Origin of the sequence: Actinomyces naeslundii (assembly GCF_001956585.1) — a bacterium.
In the GTDB taxonomy this organism is placed as follows: domain Bacteria; phylum Actinomycetota; class Actinomycetes; order Actinomycetales; family Actinomycetaceae; genus Actinomyces; species Actinomyces naeslundii.
Map to the genome: position 1 here is coordinate 214,569 of NZ_MSRR01000003.1, position 15,895 is coordinate 230,463.

The 15,895-nt window shown below is 64.7% G+C and carries 12 protein-coding genes; 6 read left to right on the forward strand and 6 right to left on the reverse strand.

What is annotated here, in order from left to right:
- Positions 1-97: 97 nt before the first annotated feature.
- The 6 genes from BKH33_RS14035 to arcA all read right to left on the reverse strand — a co-directional run bounded on the left by BKH33_RS14035 (position 98) and on the right by arcA (position 7,694).
- Positions 98-1,714, reverse strand: coding sequence for an MFS transporter (locus tag BKH33_RS14035; protein WP_003784324.1), 1,617 nt, complete (start codon positions 1,712-1,714; stop codon positions 98-100).
- A gap of 142 nt (positions 1,715-1,856) precedes the next feature.
- Positions 1,857-2,870: a DMT family transporter gene (locus BKH33_RS01945; protein ID WP_003784337.1), complete on the reverse strand. Its 1,014-nt coding sequence runs from the start codon at positions 2,868-2,870 to the stop codon at positions 1,857-1,859.
- Positions 2,871-3,057: 187 nt separating this feature from the next.
- The gene (locus BKH33_RS01950) at positions 3,058-4,185 is read right to left on the reverse strand and encodes a serine/threonine protein kinase (protein WP_003784343.1); all 1,128 of its coding nucleotides are present in this window, start codon (positions 4,183-4,185) and stop codon (positions 3,058-3,060) included.
- Positions 4,186-4,395: 210 nt separating this feature from the next.
- The gene (gene arcC / locus BKH33_RS01955) at positions 4,396-5,376 is read right to left on the reverse strand and encodes a carbamate kinase (RefSeq protein WP_003784340.1); all 981 of its coding nucleotides are present in this window, start codon (positions 5,374-5,376) and stop codon (positions 4,396-4,398) included.
- A 3-nt stretch (positions 5,377-5,379) separates the two neighbouring features.
- The gene (gene argF, locus BKH33_RS01960; protein WP_003784323.1) at positions 5,380-6,387 is read right to left on the reverse strand and encodes an ornithine carbamoyltransferase; all 1,008 of its coding nucleotides are present in this window, start codon (positions 6,385-6,387) and stop codon (positions 5,380-5,382) included.
- An 83-nt stretch (positions 6,388-6,470) separates the two neighbouring features.
- Positions 6,471-7,694, reverse strand: coding sequence for an arginine deiminase (arcA, locus tag BKH33_RS01965; protein WP_003784321.1), 1,224 nt, complete (start codon positions 7,692-7,694; stop codon positions 6,471-6,473).
- A 372-nt stretch (positions 7,695-8,066) separates the two neighbouring features.
- On the opposite strand from arcA, the gene BKH33_RS01970 reads away from it, so the two are divergent.
- The 6 genes from BKH33_RS01970 to BKH33_RS01995 all read left to right on the forward strand — a co-directional run bounded on the left by BKH33_RS01970 (position 8,067) and on the right by BKH33_RS01995 (position 15,890).
- Entirely contained in the window at positions 8,067-8,738 is a 672-nt protein-coding gene (locus BKH33_RS01970; RefSeq protein ID WP_003784330.1) for an HAD family hydrolase, read from the forward strand.
- Positions 8,739-8,777: 39 nt separating this feature from the next.
- Positions 8,778-9,752: a methionyl-tRNA formyltransferase gene (gene fmt, locus BKH33_RS01975; RefSeq protein WP_043539634.1), complete on the forward strand. Its 975-nt coding sequence runs from the start codon at positions 8,778-8,780 to the stop codon at positions 9,750-9,752.
- Positions 9,752-11,287 carry an RsmB/NOP family class I SAM-dependent RNA methyltransferase gene (locus BKH33_RS01980; protein WP_076142469.1) on the forward strand — a complete coding sequence of 512 codons (1,536 nt, stop codon included), beginning with the start codon at positions 9,752-9,754 and terminating at the stop codon, positions 11,285-11,287. Before fmt ends, BKH33_RS01980 begins: the two co-directional genes overlap by 1 nt.
- Before the next feature lie 39 nt (positions 11,288-11,326).
- Entirely contained in the window at positions 11,327-12,016 is a 690-nt protein-coding gene (gene rpe, locus BKH33_RS01985; protein ID WP_043539632.1) for a ribulose-phosphate 3-epimerase, read from the forward strand.
- Between the two features lie 403 nt (positions 12,017-12,419).
- Complete coding sequence (locus BKH33_RS01990) at positions 12,420-14,267, forward strand: ATP-binding protein (protein ID WP_076080391.1); 1,848 nt, start codon at positions 12,420-12,422, stop codon at positions 14,265-14,267.
- A gap of 54 nt (positions 14,268-14,321) precedes the next feature.
- Complete coding sequence (locus BKH33_RS01995) at positions 14,322-15,890, forward strand: acyl-CoA carboxylase subunit beta (RefSeq protein ID WP_043539635.1); 1,569 nt, start codon at positions 14,322-14,324, stop codon at positions 15,888-15,890.
- Positions 15,891-15,895 lie beyond the last annotated feature (5 nt).

Here is a 15,895-nt window from a genome sequence, read left to right on the forward strand (position 1 = left end):
TCTCAGGAACGAGTCGCCGCCTTGCTTAACGTCACACAATTACCAATGAGACACCCTAAACACCTCTATGAATAAGCCTCCTTGATATAGATACTATTTATTTGGTTAGTTCTGATCCGTGAATCGTGCGAGACATGAAAATAGCCACCATAGCAATCAACGCGATTACGGTAAGATAAGCTGCGGGAGCTAAAGGTGAGCCCGTAACTCTGATGAGCCAGGTGACGATAAATGGTGTCGTTCCTCCAAGAATCGCATTAGCTCCATTAAAGGACAAAGCGAAGCCGGAGTAGCGCACTTTGGTCGGGAAGGACTCCGCCAAGAAGGTGGCCAGCGTTCCATCATTGGCGGTCAGAGCGATAGCAAACACGATCTGACACAGAACAACAGCTATGATCATGCCAGCAACCCTGGTCATTATAAGGAAAAGTGGGATGGTCAGCACGAGAAATGCGATGCAGGCAGTAATGAGCATCTGTCGACGTCCGAAAGAGTCGGACAAGTGACCCATGACGAATATTGAGCCGATGTAGACAACAAGCATTATAGAGGTTGCTAACGTGGCAGTATCCTGTGAGAACCCCAGTTCTTCGTGGACATAGGTTGGCATGTAGCTAAGCAACATGTAGAAGGCAACCGCGTTGAGGCAAGAAACACCAAACGTGATGGCGGTTTCCCGGCGGTGATTACTCAGAAGTTCCTGGATCGATTCAGGCAGGATGAAAATCAGCAAGGCGACAATAAGTCTTTGTCGTTGTCCTCGTTGATCAGTTACGCGAACAGTGAAAGAGATTGTACAGATGTAAGCGAAGATACCGCATGCTACAACGACAATTGCGGTCCACTTATCTAAGTCAACCCCTCTTTGCATATAACCTGGAAGATATGCAATTATGGCGTAAAATGCGATTGCGTGAACTAAAATAGCCGCCAGGGATATTACTATCCCACGACGGTGATGGCTCATGCGCTGGAATATAGAAGTAGTAGCTTTTGTCGACTTTGCTGCCTGCGGTAGTTCTGCGCGCATCTCCTGGTAGGCGGGGGAGTCCTCCAGGTGCACCCGGATGTAGCGGCCGATGAGTCCCAGTGGACCGGCTAAGAGGAAGGGAACTCGCCATCCCCAGGTGTTCACGGCGCTGTCACTGAGAACTGTGAACATCCCTGTGACCATGAGAGACCCGGCAAGCAAGCCGCAAGCGGTGGAGGCGGGAACCAACGACGTGTATATTCCACGACGAGAAGGTGGTGCGTACTCAGCGAGGAAGGTTCCAGCTCCCGCATATTCTCCCGACGCGGAGAATCCCTGGATCATACGCAGCAGTAGCAGGCCAATGGCGCCCGCTATTCCGATAGCCGAGTATGTGGGAAGAAGCCCGATGAAGAAGGTCGATCCGGACATGATGAGAATCGACCAAGACAGAGCCCAACGACGTCCCCATCGGTCTCCCCAGGCTCCCCACACGATGGCCCCGATCGGTCGTAGAATGAACGACATGGCGAACACGGCATATGCTGACATCAACCGAACAGTCTTATCTGCTTCAGGAAAGAAGGCAAGGCCAATGACGGTGGCCAAGTAGCCGTACGAGGCGTAGTCGAACCACTCAATGAAGTTTCCGATGAAACTCGCTTTTGCTGCGCGCCTCAGCGCGAGACTTCGTTCGGGGTCCAGGTGATGGTCGTTCAGGCTTCCTGAGTGGACGGTATTCATGGCCTATGGCTCCGGGTCAGTCGATGTCGACGATGATGTTATGTCATCTTGTGATGACATGTGCGAATGATTGTACCCGCCATCCTGTCTGCCTACGGGGCTTCTGGACCTGTCTCCGCAGACAGACAGGATGGCGTGATGATCAGGCCTCGGAAGCGCGAGACTTCCGAGTGACGGCATCCAGAATGATAGGCGCCAGCCCTCCGCCGACAATGAGCAGCCCCCCGACCATTCCCACAGGAGTGAGCTTCTCCCCCCAGACGATGAGACCACACAGAATGGCGACAGGGCACTCCCAGTAGGAGATCGTCGAGTACTCCACGGCAGGGAGATTGCGTCCAGCAACGACCAGGAATCCCAGTGCGAAGAGACCACAGACAAGGAAGAGGGCCACAGCCCACATCCAGTTGGTGACCGTGAAGGACGCAACGCCGTGCCAGGGCTTCAGGATAACCGACATCGCCAGCGTAGCAGAGGCGGCCCAGAAGAAGTTCCAGACACCGCGTACAACCGAGTCCACGTCCTTGCGATAGCCGTAGAAGAACATCGCCAGGCCGTAGAAGACTCCTGACAGCAGGCCAAGAAGGTCTCCTAGTTTCTTCTGAGGGAACTCAGGAGACGAGGCCGACAGATCCAGCCCGAAAGTGAGACTTCCGTTCTTGAAGTCGATGATTCCGATGGTCAGCAGCATGCCGACGAATACCAGAGACAGGAAAATTCCAGAGAGCACGCTGATCTTTTCCTTGCGGAAGATGCGTGCGAGCAGCGCACAGAACAGAGGTCCTGTGTAGATGAGGAAGACGGCGTTGGCGATCGACGTCATCAGCGTCGAGGAGATATAGCAGCCCAGGGACAGGCCGATCGCTACTCCTCCCAGGATCACGGTGAGGCTCAGGCGGGTGCGCCGGAACAAGCCGGTCTTCTTAGTGAGAACCAGGATAAGAATGAAGCCGAGCAGCCCAACGGTCATACGCCCGAAGGCAAGGAACGATCCGATGACGGACTTGTCGGCGTCAGCAAGACCGGCGGTCGTGCCACGGCTGATGGTGCCGACGAGCCCCATCCCGGTGGCGGAGAGAAGCATGGCAATGGCGCCAAGCTTCTTGTTCATCACGTACTCTGTGACAGAGGATTCAGCGGACGAAGTCTGTGACATGGCAGTTTTGTCTCCTGAGTTCCCCCGGCATGCACAGCAGATCGGCATCATTGCCAGATCTCACGCGGTCAGTTCGGCCGCAGCCAGTTCAACGGAGCGTCCGACGGCCGCGCTGCGAAGAGCAGAGCCGGGAACGGTGCGGGGCGGCAGCCCGATCCATGAGCTACCGCCCCGCACCCCTAGAGAATCAGACCAGAGTCGGGTCAGCGACCTGGTTGGGGAAGTAGTCCTCGCAGCCACCCTCACGGTAGACGTCCGCGGTCGCGCAGTGGAGACCACCGCCGAAGGCGTAGGCGTCACGGAAGGGAACCGGGATGACGTTCATGCCCAGCTTGTCCATCTGCTCCATCTGGTGGACCTCGCTGGCCTCAACACACACGGTCTTGTGGTCGATGACGAGGCAGTTCATGGACAGCCAGACGGAGGAGTAGCACAGCGGCGGCGGAACCTCGTGGGCCGGGGGAGCGGCGTCGACGATCTGCCAGTCGTTGGCCTCGAAGATCTTGCGCTGTTCCTCGGGCAGGCGGCGGTGCGGGTTGTTGATGATGAGCCCGGGACGCAGCGGCACGAAGGTGGCGTCGATGTGGATCGGGTAGGGGTCGCCGGGGAAGTTCACCGCGTGCACCCGCAGGTCGGGGTAGTAACGCTTGAACCACTCCATCGCCTTGCGGTTGGTGGTCAGGCCGTGCTGGATGAACAGGTCCTTACCCACGCGCATGACGTCAGCGGCGTCCCACATCGGCTCAACCTCGGTGGTCACGAAGTCCTTGGCGGCGGTGCGCTCAAGGCGCTCCTCCAAGGAGATCCGCTCGTCGTAGTAGTTGTGCTTGTAGGACTTGTCCGTCAGCCGAGGACGAGGCGCCTGGGTCCACTTGAACTCCGGGTCCTCCTCGAAGTACTGGTTCATGAGGGGCCAGTAGGCGAGGTACTCGAAGTACCGGCACCGGAACGAGTTGGCCGACGACATGATCTCGTCACCGATGGTCAGCAGGATGTCGCGCGGCGGCATCTGGGTGAAGCCCGACTCCGTACGGAAGTCAGGCGTCTGGATGGCCTGGTTCCACTGCAGCGGTGTGGGCCGGTCCACCTTGACGCCCAGTCCCTCCAGGATCTTGACGTAGTTGTCAAGCTGCTCGTTAGCGGCCTCGACGGTGGCGGTGGGACGGGGGCCCCACATGCCGCGCATCTCGGAGTCGATCGGCACCTTCTCAGAGGTGGCGGGCTCCTCAGGAGGAATAACCGAGAAGTCCGCGCGTCCGACGATGACGTGCTTGAGCGGGTCGAAGTCGTTCCAAGAGTTGACGATCTTCGTCATGAGTGAGTCACTCCCTTGTGCTCGTTGTGTGGTGTGTGAATTGAGACAGGTAAATATGTCTGTGGCTCAATACTGTCATTCTACTCTAAAAGAACCTTAAACGCGGCCCTAGGAGTATCTGTATAAATGAATGATAGCTGAACCGTGGCGTGGTTATATGTGGTTGACGGTTCTCACCACCTCCTTGAAGGACCGATGCCGTCGTTCCGGTCAGGCCCTGCGAATACGGGTGTCAAGCTGCTCGGGAATCGGGGGATGAATATCGTCGGGGCCACCGTAGTTGCCCCCGGGTGTCACGATAGTCCCTGCCTGACCGTCAATGATGGAAACGGCGTCCTCAAGACGGCCGATTGCCGCCATGTCTCCAGTCAGCTCAACAAATCGGCACACCGCCTCGACCTTTGGCCCCATGGATCCACTGGGAAGGCCCATGGCGCGCAGCTCTGCCGGCGTGGCCCGCGGAACCTGTTTCTGGTTCTCGGTGCCGAAGTCCTCAAAGACGCCGTCGACGTCGGTGAGAATGAGAAGCGCGTCAGCCTCAAGCGCCTCGGCCATGACCGATGCGGTCAGATCCTTGTCGATCACGGCCTCAATGCCCTTGAGCTTGCCCTCTTCGCTGCGGATGACGGGAACTCCGCCTCCACCGGAGCACACGACGATGGCACCGGCCTCCAGGAGCGTGCGCACCAGCCGGGTCTCGATGACCCGCTGCGGCTTGGGGGAGCCGACGACGCGACGGTAGTGCTCGCCATCGGGCTTGACCACCCAGCCGCGTTCCTCGGCCAGCTTCTCGGCCTCTTCCTTGGTGTAGACCTCGCCGACGAACTTGGTGGGGTTGGAGAAGGCCGGGTCCCCAGCCATGACCAGGGTCTGGTTGACCATCGCGGCCACGTGGCGCCCCGGCAGGGCGTTCTGCATGGCCTGGAGTAACCAGTAGCCGATCATGCCCTGGGTCTGAGCACCGAGGGTGTCGAACGGGTAGGGCTCAGAGAGGCGCTCGTCGTTGGCGGACTCCAGGGCCAGTACGCCCACCTGAGGGCCGTTGCCGTGGGTGAGGACCAGCTCGTGCTTTTCCGCCAGCTTCGCCAGCTCACGCGCTGCCACCTCGACATTGTGGATCTGGGTGCGGGCGTCGGGTTTCTCACCCCGGCGCAGCAGGGCGTTTCCGCCGAGGGCAACAACGATTCTCATGACTCAGTCCCACTCTCCGAGAGTCGCGACCATCACGGCCTTGATGGTGTGCATGCGGTTCTCGGCCTGGTCGAAGGCGACGTTGCGCTCGGTCTCGAAGACGTCGTCGGTGACCTCCAGGCCGTCCATGCCCGTCTTGGTGAAGATGTCCTCACCCACGGTGGTGTTGCGGTCGTGGAAGGCCGGCAGGCAGTGGAGGAACTTCACGTCGGGGTTGCCGGTGGCCTCCACCATCTCGGCGTTGACCTGGTAGGGGTGCAGCAGCGCGATGCGCTGGTCCCAGACCTCCTTGGGCTCACCCATGGAGACCCACACATCGGTGTAGAGGAAGTCGACGCCCTTGACGCCCTCGGCAACGTCGTCGGTGACGAGAATCCGGGCGCCGCTGTCCTTCGCCAGCCTCTCGGCCTGGGCCACCACCTCAGGAGTGGTCTGCAGCTCCTTGGGCCCCACCATCCGCACGTCCATCCCCATGAGGGCCGCCGAGATGAGCAGCGAGTTGGCGACGTTGTTGCGGGCGTCGCCGAGGTAGGCGAAGGAGATCTCCTCGATCGGCTTGCCGGCGTGCTCCAGCATGGTGAGCTGGTCGGCCAGCATCTGGGTGGGGTGCCACTCGTCGGTCAGCCCGTTCCACACCGGCACACCGGAGAGCTCGGCCAGCGCCTCGACGTGCTCCTGCTTCTTGCCTCGGAACTCGATGCCGTCGTAGAAGCGGCCCAGCACCCGGGCGGTGTCCGCCACGGACTCCTTGTGCCCCATCTGCGAGCCCGAGGGGTCCAGGTAGGTGACGTGCGCGCCCTGGTCGTAGGCGGCGACCTCGAAGGAGCAACGGGTGCGCGTGGAGGTCTTCTCGAAGATGAGGGCAATGTTCTTGTCCGTCAGCCGCTTGACCTCGCGGCCGGCCTTCTTGGCCTCCTTGAGATCAGCCGCCAGCTGGAGCAGGGAGCCCCACTCCTTAGCGGTGAAGTCAAGCTCCTTGAGGAAGTTGCGGTTGTGCAGGGGGTGGGTCATGAGGACTCCTTCTTCTTCGTCCAGATGTTGAGTGGGTGATGGGTTTTCTTCATTGACGCCGAAGGCGCCGACGGGGGACCGTATCAGGCGACCGGGTCTCGCAGAATCGGACAGCTCATGCAGTGCGGGCCACCGCGTCCGCGCCCGACCTCCGAGCCCGGGATCGTCAAGACCTCGATACCGCGGGAGGTGAGGTACTCGTTGGTGTTGACGTTACGCTCGTAGGCGACGATGACGCCGGGGGCGATGGCCAGCGAGTTGGAGCCGTCGTCCCACTGCTCGCGTGCGGCGGCCATCGAGTCCTGAGGCGTGATGAGGACGGTGAGGTCGTCGATGCCCAGCGCCTGGGCGATGACGCGGTACATGTCCTCCGGGGCGTTGCGGGTGACGCTGATCTGTCCGTTGCTTCCGGGACGCACAGTGAGCGTCGGCAGCATCCCCAGGCCTCCGTAGACGGTGAAGGTGCCGACGTCGACCATGGTCATGACCGTGTCCAGGTGCATCTGCGCGCGCGTCCGCTTCATCTCGACGGCGACGATCTGGTTGACCTTCCCACCGGCGAAGAGTCTTCTGGCGAGTCTCTCGATGCCCTGGGCGGTAGTGCGCTCTGAGACGCCGACCAGCACGGCGCCGTTGCCGATGATCTGGACGTCGCCTCCCTCGACCGTGGCGGGGCCGGCCTGGGTGCCCTCGGACCACACGGGGAAGTCTGCGCTCGCGAAGCGGGGGTGCCAGCGGTAGATCGCCTCGTAGTTGATGGTTTCGCGCTGCCTGGCCTGCATCATCATCGAGTTGATGGACACGCCGTTGTAGATCCAGCACGACGTGTCTCGGGTGAACAGGTGGTTGGGCAGCGGGGCCAGGAGCAGGTCGTCGTCGTTCATGGAGGCCAGCACCAGGGAGTCCGGGCAGGAGGTGCGCTCCAGCAGCTCGGCCTTGGTGATGCCGGCGACGAGGATCTCGGCCAGGTCGGCTCCGGACAGCCCCTGAGCCAGGGCCCGCAACGGCTCGGCAGCAATGGGGCCGTTGGTGTTCTCGTTGACGACCCGGTCCAGGACATAGTCCCTGGCCTCGGGCACCTCGAGGGTCTCGGCCAGCAGGTCGCTGAGGTAGAGAACCTCGACGTCACGATCGGTCAGCACGCGTGCGAACTGATCGTGCTCCTCCTGGGCCCTCTCGAGCCACAGGACGTCATCGAACAGAAGATGATCCTTGTTCTGCGGGGTGAGCCGGAGCATCTCACCCCCGGGCCTGTGCAGGATGACCTGCCGAAGCCTCCCGATTTCGGAATCCACGGAAAGACCCATGACTCCCTCTCTGACACAGCACTGTGCCGGTAATGCGGATCATGACGCACATCATGCGCCTGATGATTGAAATGGTACGGCTGTACCGGATTGGTACGAGCGTACCAGTGTTCGCGAGTGTTGGAAACCCCTTGGGAGAAGGAAGTTCGAAGTAGGTTGATCAAGCAGGTGCGGTCGGCATGTGACATACGTCCTAGATGATGTTGTCACGTTCTGTACTACTGCAGACGTGACCTTACATACAGTTGGTTTGGGGGTGAATTTGTAGGTGGCATACAAAACCTGAGCGCTTTCGAAATCAGGCCTCATGCTCGCGCCAACAGCCGTGCCGTCTCGGCGGCATACGGCGGCTCCGTGGAAGGATACCGAGGTATGACCGTGCCGAGCCCCGACGCTGAGTCCATCCGCCCCTCTGGCCGCGTGAACGCCGTCGTTCTCGACTACGGCAACGTCCTGTACACCTGGGAGCCGATAGCTGCCGTCGCCGGATACGTCTCGCCGGAGGCGTGGGACGAGTTCGTGGCCGACGGCGGCTTTCTCGCCTGGAACGAACGACTGGATCTGGGGACCCCTTTCGAGCAGGTGCTCGCCGACTATGCCCTGGCTCATCCGGATCGCCCGGACTGGGCGGAGATCCTGTCCTTGTACCGCCAACGCTTCACAGCCTCGCTGACCGGTCCTGTTGCCGGCATGGCGAGTCTGCTCGACGAGCTCCTGAAGGAGGGCGTGGTGCTGTACGGCCTGACCAACTTCGACGCCGCCCCTTTCGAGAGGGCCCGGCTCCTGGTACCTCAGCTCGAGCACTTCAGCGGCATCGTGGTCTCCGGGCGCGAGCACCTGGCCAAGCCGGACGACGCCATCTTCGAGCTGCTCCTGGAACGCTACGGCCTCCACGCCGCCAGCACCCTGTTCGTCGACGACTCCATGGTCAACATCCGGGCGGCCGGCAGGCTGGGCCTACGCACCCATCACTTCACCGGGGCGGGGCGGCTGCGCGCCGAGCTCGTCGCTACGGGGCTGCTTCCCACGCCGGACCGGAGGTGAACCCGGCATTCGGCGGTGTGGCGCCGTAGACTCAACCTCATGCGTGTGCTTTTCGCCGGAACTCCCGAGGTAGCCCTGCCCACGTTGGAGGCCCTCATCGCCAGTGAGCACGACGTCGTCGGAGTCCTCACTCGTGCGGACGCACGTAGGGGGCGCGGCCGCACGCTGCACCCCTCACCAGTGGCGGCCGTGGCTCGTCAGGCCGGTCTGGACGTCCGCACTCCGGCCACGCTCAGGGGAGAGGAGGGCCAGGAGGTAGGGGACTGGATGCGCAGTCTCAAGGCCGACGTCGCTGTCGTGGTCGCATACGGGTGCCTGGTGCCTACCGATCTGCTGGATGTACCCGAGCACGGATGGTTGAACCTCCACTTCTCCCTGTTGCCGGCCTGGCGCGGAGCCGCACCCGTCCAGCGGGCGATCATTGCCGGTGAGGAGGTGACCGGCGCCTGCGTGTTCCGTCTTGAGGAGGGGCTTGACACCGGGCCCGTCTACGGTCGCATCACCGAGGCGATCAGCACGACCGACACCAGCGGGGACCTCCTGGAGCGGTTGGCGCGGGACGGAGCCCCTCTGGTGCTCGACGTCCTGCGCTCGGTCGAGGAGGGGAACGCGCATCCTGAGTCGCAGGACGACGCCCTGGCCACCCTGGCACCGATGCTCTCCGCCGCAGACGGGCTGGTCCGCTGGGAGGACCCTGCGCTGACCATTGACCGTCGGATAAGGGGCGTGTGCCCGGCACCTGGAGCTCATACCACCTACCTGGGGGCCAGGTTCCGTCTGGGACCGGTCACTCCGGTTCCGGAGGTGACCGATCTTCTTCCCGGTCAGCTGCGCGCCACCAAGCGTGAGGTGCTTGTGGGAACCGGTGGTTGCGCCATCCGCCTGGGACAGGTCGCGCCCGCCGGGCGCAGCTGGATGCCCGCAGATGCCTGGGCCCGCGGTGCCCGCCCAGAGGTGGGTACCGTCCTGGGGGCTCCGGCCCCTGCCAGTGATGACGGCGAGGGGACGGTCTGATGGGGGAGCGACCGACACGTCGAGGTGCGGCAGGTGGTCACGGGGGCGGACGTGACCGGGGGAGACGCCCTCGCAAGCCGGGCAGTGGACGAGCGGGAACGCGGTCACGTTCGCCTCAACGCCGCTCGGACCCGGCTCGTCGGGTCGCGCTGGAGGTGCTCACCCGCGTGCGCCGGGACGACGCCTTCGCCAACCTCCTCCTGCCCGAGCTGCTGGACTCCGCCGAGCTGGATCGGCGTGATGCCGGCTTCGCCACAGCTCTGACCTACGGGACGCTGCGTCTTCAGGGACGCTATGACGCCATGATCGCCACGTGCACTGACCGGCACCTGGAGCAGATCGATCCGGCCGTGCTCGATGTCCTGCGTCTGGGGGCCCACCAGCTCATGGGGATGAGGGTGGCTCAGCACGCCGCCGTCAGCACCACCGTTGACCTGGCCGCCGACTCCTGCGGGCGTGGAGCCGCCACCTTCGTCAACGCGATCATGCGCCGGCTCAGCGGTCAGGACCCGGATGCCTGGATGGCGCTCCTGAGCCGGGACGCCCCCGATGAGACGGTGGCCCTGGCGCGCACCCAGTCCCATCCGCAGTGGATCGTCAAGGCACTGCGGCAGGCACTGGTCACTCATGGTCGCAGCGCCGAGGAGCTGGAGGCGCTCCTGGTCGCTGACAACACCGATCCTGAGGTGGCGCTGTGCGCCCGCCCCGGCCTCATCGCCCCTGAGGCCCTGGCCAAGACCGCCCGGAAGGCCGACCGGGTTCACGAGGTCGAGCCGCGGCTGGGGCGGATCAGTCCTCTGGCCGTCGTCCTGGTCGGGGGAGACCCCGGCAGGATCGAGGCGATCCGGGACTCGCGGGCAGGGGTTGAGGACGAGGGTAGCCAGCTGGTTGCGCTCATCGCCGCCGAGGCCCCGCTCGAGGGCCGTGACGAGCGCTGGCTCGATCTGTGCGCTGGTCCCGGAGGCAAGGCTGCGCTGCTGGCCGCACGTGCGGCTCAGAAGGGCGCTCACCTGCTCGCCAACGAGGTGAGCCCTCATCGGGCGGACCTGGTGCGCTCCGCCCTGCGTGCGGTGCCGCCGGATACGGCCCACGTGCGTTGCGGTGACGGGCGGGATCTCGGGCGCGACGAGCCCGGCAGGTACGACCGGGTTCTGGTCGACGCGCCCTGCACAGGGCTGGGATCCCTGCGTCGTCGGCCGGAGGCCCGGTGGCGACGTCAGCCCGGGGACGTCACCGTCCTGGCCGAGCTCCAGCGCGAGCTACTGACCAGTGCGCTGCGCGCCGTGCGGCGCGGGGGAGTGGTGACCTATGTGACCTGCTCACCCCACGCCCTCGAGACGAGCCTCGTGGTGCGTGACGTCACTCGCCTTCTGGCACACGAGGGCCTGAGCACTGAGATTCTGCATGCCGGTGACGTCGCCACCCGTCTGGCGCCTCAGCCTCCGGCCGGTGCTGACTGCGAGATGCTTCAGCTCTGGCCGCACCTCGATGGCACCGACGCCATGTTCTGCGCCGTTCTGCGCCGCACCAGCTGACCCACGACGACACCTTCAGCACACGATGAGGAGCACCCGATGACGGCTATCCACCCCTCCATCCTCAACTGCGACATCGCGCATCTGGCCGATGAGCTCGATCGGGTCGCGGGTGCCGACGGTACGGGTGGAGCGGACGGGATCCACGTCGACGTGATGGACAACCACTTCGTGCCCAACCTGTCCTGGGGGCTGCCCGTGGTCGAGGCGGTGCTCGCCCACACCTGTCTGCCCGTGGATGCCCACCTCATGATCCGCGACGCCGACCGTTGGGCCCCGGCCTATGCCGAGGCGGGCTGCCAGATCGTCACCCCCCATGCCGAGGCCACCACGGCGCCGGTGCGCCTGGCGCGCGAGCTTCACCGGCTCGGTGCTGGTGCGGGAATAGCCTTGAGGCCCGCCACCCCGCTGGAGGCCGTTGCCGACGTGCTGGGGGAGTTCGACCTGCTCCTGCTCATGACCGTGGAACCGGGCTTCGGGGGCCAGCCCTTCATCGAGTCGATGATGCCCAAGATCCGCCGCGCTCGTGAGCTGGTCGGATCCAGTGGGCTCGATCTGCGTCTGCAGGTCGACGGTGGCATCACCTCCCAGACGATCGAGCGCGCGGCCGAGGCCGGGGCCGACGTCTTCGTCGCCGGCTCAGCGGTCTACCGGGTCGACGACGCTCTGGCCGCCATTGCCGAGCTGCGCGAGGCGGCAGCCACCCATCGACACGATCACGGCCGCTAACGATTCGCTGACAAGCACTGGCGGGTCGCCACTGGTCGCTATGTAATGCCACAGCCCTCAGCCCTGAGGAAGGAGGTGTGTATGAGACGGATGTGACAGATGAGATGCCTAGGCGGTCCCCCCGACAATCCTTGTGGGAAACCTCAAAGGGCTTCGGAAGGCGAAAGACGCCTTTGCAAGGCGCCGGTTATGCCGCACCATCGCTGGGGTCTCGGTTGTTACACCAACGCAACTCTCAATCTTTGTGAGGTTTCCACAAATGGATTGTGGCACCCTGAGCACGTAACGTCGTCATCCAGCGGATCCGTCAACCTGCGCTTGTAGGGAAGGCACGGATCCCACCACCCCGGCCCATGGAGGGCCCCGCCGTCAACCCGGCACCGTCCAGGCAAGGAGACTCTTGGTGACCCTCTCCCGCATCCTCGTCGCCAACCGCGGCGAGATCGCACTACGTGTCGTGCGAACCGCCCGCGATCTCGGGGCGACATCGATCCTCCCGTACACGCCCGAGGACCTCATGAGCCCCGCGGCCGAGCTCGCCGACGAGGCCTACGCGATGCCGGAGGGCTCGTCGTACACCGACGCGGCGGCAGTCCTCGAGCTGGCCCGCACCACAGGCGCTGACGCTGTCCACCCCGGCTACGGATTCCTGTCTGAGGACGCCGACTTCGCCCGTTCGATCATCGAGGCCGGCATCACCTGGGTCGGTCCGTCACCCGAGGCCATGGACGCACTGGGGGACAAGATGAGTGCCCGCGCCACCGCTGAGCGGGCCAAGGTGGCCCCGGTGCCCGGCATCACCGACTCAGTCACCGATGCTGAGACCGTCATCAGCTTTGCCGGCACCCATGGCTACCCGGTCGCTCTCAAGCGCACCGACGGCGGTGGTGGGCGCGGCATCACTGTGCTGCACAACGATGACGAGGTCAGGTCCACCCCCGCCTTCGAGTCCGCAGCACTGGGGGGAGGCACCCTCATCCTGGAGCGCTTCGTCACGGCTGCACGCCACATCGAGACCCAGTGCGCCCGAGACTCCCACGGCGGCTTCGCCGTCGTCTCCACCCGCGACTGCTCCTTGCAGCGACGCAACCAGAAGCTCCTCGAGGAGGCCCCGGCCCCCTTCCTGCCCGAGGGCGCTCACGACCGTCTCGTCGAGGCCTCCCGCCGCCTCCTGGAGACGGTCGACTACGTCGGAGTAGCCACCTGTGAGTTCCTCCTGACCCCCGAGGAGGACCTCTGGTTCCTGGAGGTCAACCCCCGTCTCCAGGTGGAGCACTGCGTCTCCGAGGAGGTCACGGGGACCGACCTGGTCGAGCTCCAGCTGCGCATCGCCGAGGGCGGTCACCTCGGTGAGATCAACGAGCCCCGCGGCCACAGCCTCGAGCTGCGCATCACCTGCGAGGACCCCTCCCGTGGCCTGGCGCCCTCCACCGGTGCCATCACCCGCCTGCGCTGGCCGGCCGGCCCCGGCATCCGCATCGAGTCGGGAGTCACCGAGGGCGACGTCGTCACCCCGATGTTCGACCCGATGCTCGCCAAGATCGTCGTCACCGGCGCCACCCGTGAGCAGGCCATCGCCCGCGCCCGGCGCGCCCTGCGGGAGACGGTCGTCGAAGGCGTCACCGTGTGCACCGCTCTGCACGCCGAGGTCCTGGAACGCCCGGCCTTCACCAACCCCGACGCGTCCGGACGCCTGACGGTGACCACGCGGTGGATCGAGAACGAGGTACTGCCCGAGCTCGCTGACGCCGGCGCTCCGGCAGACGCCGACGGTTCTCAGGCCGCCCCGGAGGCGGTCACCAACCCGCGTACCCGCTCCAGCTACATCATCGAGCTCAATGGCCGCCGGATGCAGCTGACCCTTCCTGACGGGATCCTCGCCCCCTCCAATCCGGCGCGCGGCTTCAGCCCGCGCAGCAACCGGGCCCAGCCGTTACGTGGTCGCTCCGGAGGGACCACGCGCTCGGCTCGCGGTGGCGCCTCCGGTGAGACCGAGTCGACAGGCTCCGAGCCCGGCGTCATCGCCGCCCCCATGCAGGCGATCGTCACCCGTATCTGTGTGGAGCCCGGCCAGCAGGTCTGTCAGGGCGATCTGCTCGTGGTCCTGGAGTCCATGAAGATGGAGAACTACGTCCACGCGCCCAGTGACGGCACCATCTCGGAGATCCCCGTCGGTGCCGGACGCACGGTCTCCGCCGGTGATGTCCTGGTGCGCATGCACACCCCCGAGAACAGCCCCGAGGAGGCCTGAACCGTGAGCACAGACTCCAGCGCCGGCTCCAGCACGCCGACACCGGGAGCCACGATGGCGGACTCGCTCTCCACCACGGCCTTCCGCCAGCGCATCGCCCGCGTCGACAGGGAGGCCGAGGAGCGCGCCGCCACCCGGCAACACGCCAAGGGAAAGCGCACCGCTCGGGAGCGCATCAACGACCTGCTGGACGACTCCACCTTCCTGGAGATCGGCCGCTACACCGGCTCCGGGGCAGGTGAGAAGGCCCGTCCCTCCGGCGTCGTCACCGGCTTCGGGCAGATCGACGGCCGTCAGGTGGCCGTCTACTCCCAGGACTTCTCCGTCTCCGGCGGAGCCCTGGGCACCATCGAGGGGGACAAGATCGTTCGCCTTCTCGATGACGCCCTGCGCCTGCGCATTCCCGTCATCGGACTCATCGACTCCGGCGGGGCGAAGATCCAGGAGGGCGTGGGAGCCCTCAGACAGTACGGGCGCATCTTCAACCGCACCTGCGCAGCCTCCGGTCTGGTTCCTCAGATCAGTGTCATCCTGGGGCCCTGCGCAGGAGGCGCGGTCTACAGCCCGGCCCTGACCGACTTCGTCATCGCCACCCGCCAGGCCTCCCACATGTTCGTGACCGGTCCCGACGTCGTGCGCGCCGTCACCGGCGAGCAGATCAGTGCCGAGGATCTCGGTGGAGCGAGGATCCACGGGTCGGTCTCCGGTGTCGTCCACTACGTGGCCGAGGACGAGGAGGACGCCCTGGGGCAGGTCCGCAGCTTCCTGGCCTACCTGCCCTCGTCGGCCGAGGTCGATGCTCCCCTGTACGCCTACGACGACACCGACGCCCAGGCCGACGCCGAGGCCGCCCGTAGCGTCGGGGAGATCGTCCCGGCCTCCACCCGCCAGGCCTACGACGTCGTCGAGGTGGTCTCGGCGGTTGTCGACCACGGTGAGCTCGTTCAGGTCCAGGAGGAGTTCGCCGCCAACGTGGTCGTCGGCTTCGCCTGCTTCGAGGGCCACCCCGTGGGAATCGTCGCCAATCAGCCGCTGGTGGACGCCGGCACCCTGGACGTCGACGCCTCCGAGAAGCTCGCCCGCTTCGTGCGCTTCTGCGACGCCTTCGGGCTGCCGGTGGTCACCTTCGTCGACGTGCCCGGCTACCGCCCCGGTGCCGAGCAGGAGCACGCCGGCATCATCCGCCGTGGTGCCAAGGTCATCAACGCCTACGCCACCGCCACCGTGCCCCTGGTGACGATCGTTCTGCGCAAGGCCTACGGCGGCGCCTACATCGTCATGGGCTCCAAGGCCATCGGCGCCGACCTCAACTTCTGCTGGCCGGGGGCCGAGATCGCCGTCCTGGGAGCGGCCGGGGCCGTCGGCATCATCCACCGCCGCGACCTGGCCAAGGTCCGTGACGAGCAGGGTGAGGAGGCCGCCACCGCCGAGCACGAGCGGCTCGTGGCCGAGTACACCGATGCCGTCATCAACCCGGACAAGGCCGTGGCCATCGGGGAGATCGACGCCGTCATCGCCCCTGAGGACACCCGCAGCGTCATCGTCGACTCGCTGGCCGCGCTGCGCGCCAAGAACGACGCCCGCCCCGACTCGCCCAAGAAGCATGACAACATCCCCCTCTAGATCCC

Bases quoted from the DNA above. Each gene is read 5' to 3' on its own strand.
- BKH33_RS14035 (WP_003784324.1), bottom strand. From the start codon at position 1,714: ATGAATACCGTCCACTCAGGAAGCCTGAACGACCATCACCTGGACCCC.
- BKH33_RS01945 (WP_003784337.1), bottom strand. From the start codon at position 2,870: ATGTCACAGACTTCGTCCGCTGAATCCTCTGTCACAGAGTACGTGATG.
- BKH33_RS01950 (WP_003784343.1), bottom strand. From the start codon at position 4,185: ATGACGAAGATCGTCAACTCTTGGAACGACTTCGACCCGCTCAAGCAC.
- arcC (WP_003784340.1), bottom strand. From the start codon at position 5,376: ATGAGAATCGTTGTTGCCCTCGGCGGAAACGCCCTGCTGCGCCGGGGT.
- argF (WP_003784323.1), bottom strand. From the start codon at position 6,387: ATGACCCACCCCCTGCACAACCGCAACTTCCTCAAGGAGCTTGACTTC.
- arcA (WP_003784321.1), bottom strand. From the start codon at position 7,694: ATGGGTCTTTCCGTGGATTCCGAAATCGGGAGGCTTCGGCAGGTCATC.
- BKH33_RS01970 (WP_003784330.1), top strand. From the start codon at position 8,067: ATGACCGTGCCGAGCCCCGACGCTGAGTCCATCCGCCCCTCTGGCCGC.
- fmt (WP_043539634.1), top strand. From the start codon at position 8,778: ATGCGTGTGCTTTTCGCCGGAACTCCCGAGGTAGCCCTGCCCACGTTG.
- BKH33_RS01980 (WP_076142469.1), top strand. From the start codon at position 9,752: ATGGGGGAGCGACCGACACGTCGAGGTGCGGCAGGTGGTCACGGGGGC.
- rpe (WP_043539632.1), top strand. From the start codon at position 11,327: ATGACGGCTATCCACCCCTCCATCCTCAACTGCGACATCGCGCATCTG.
- BKH33_RS01995 (WP_043539635.1), top strand. From the start codon at position 14,322: ATGGCGGACTCGCTCTCCACCACGGCCTTCCGCCAGCGCATCGCCCGC.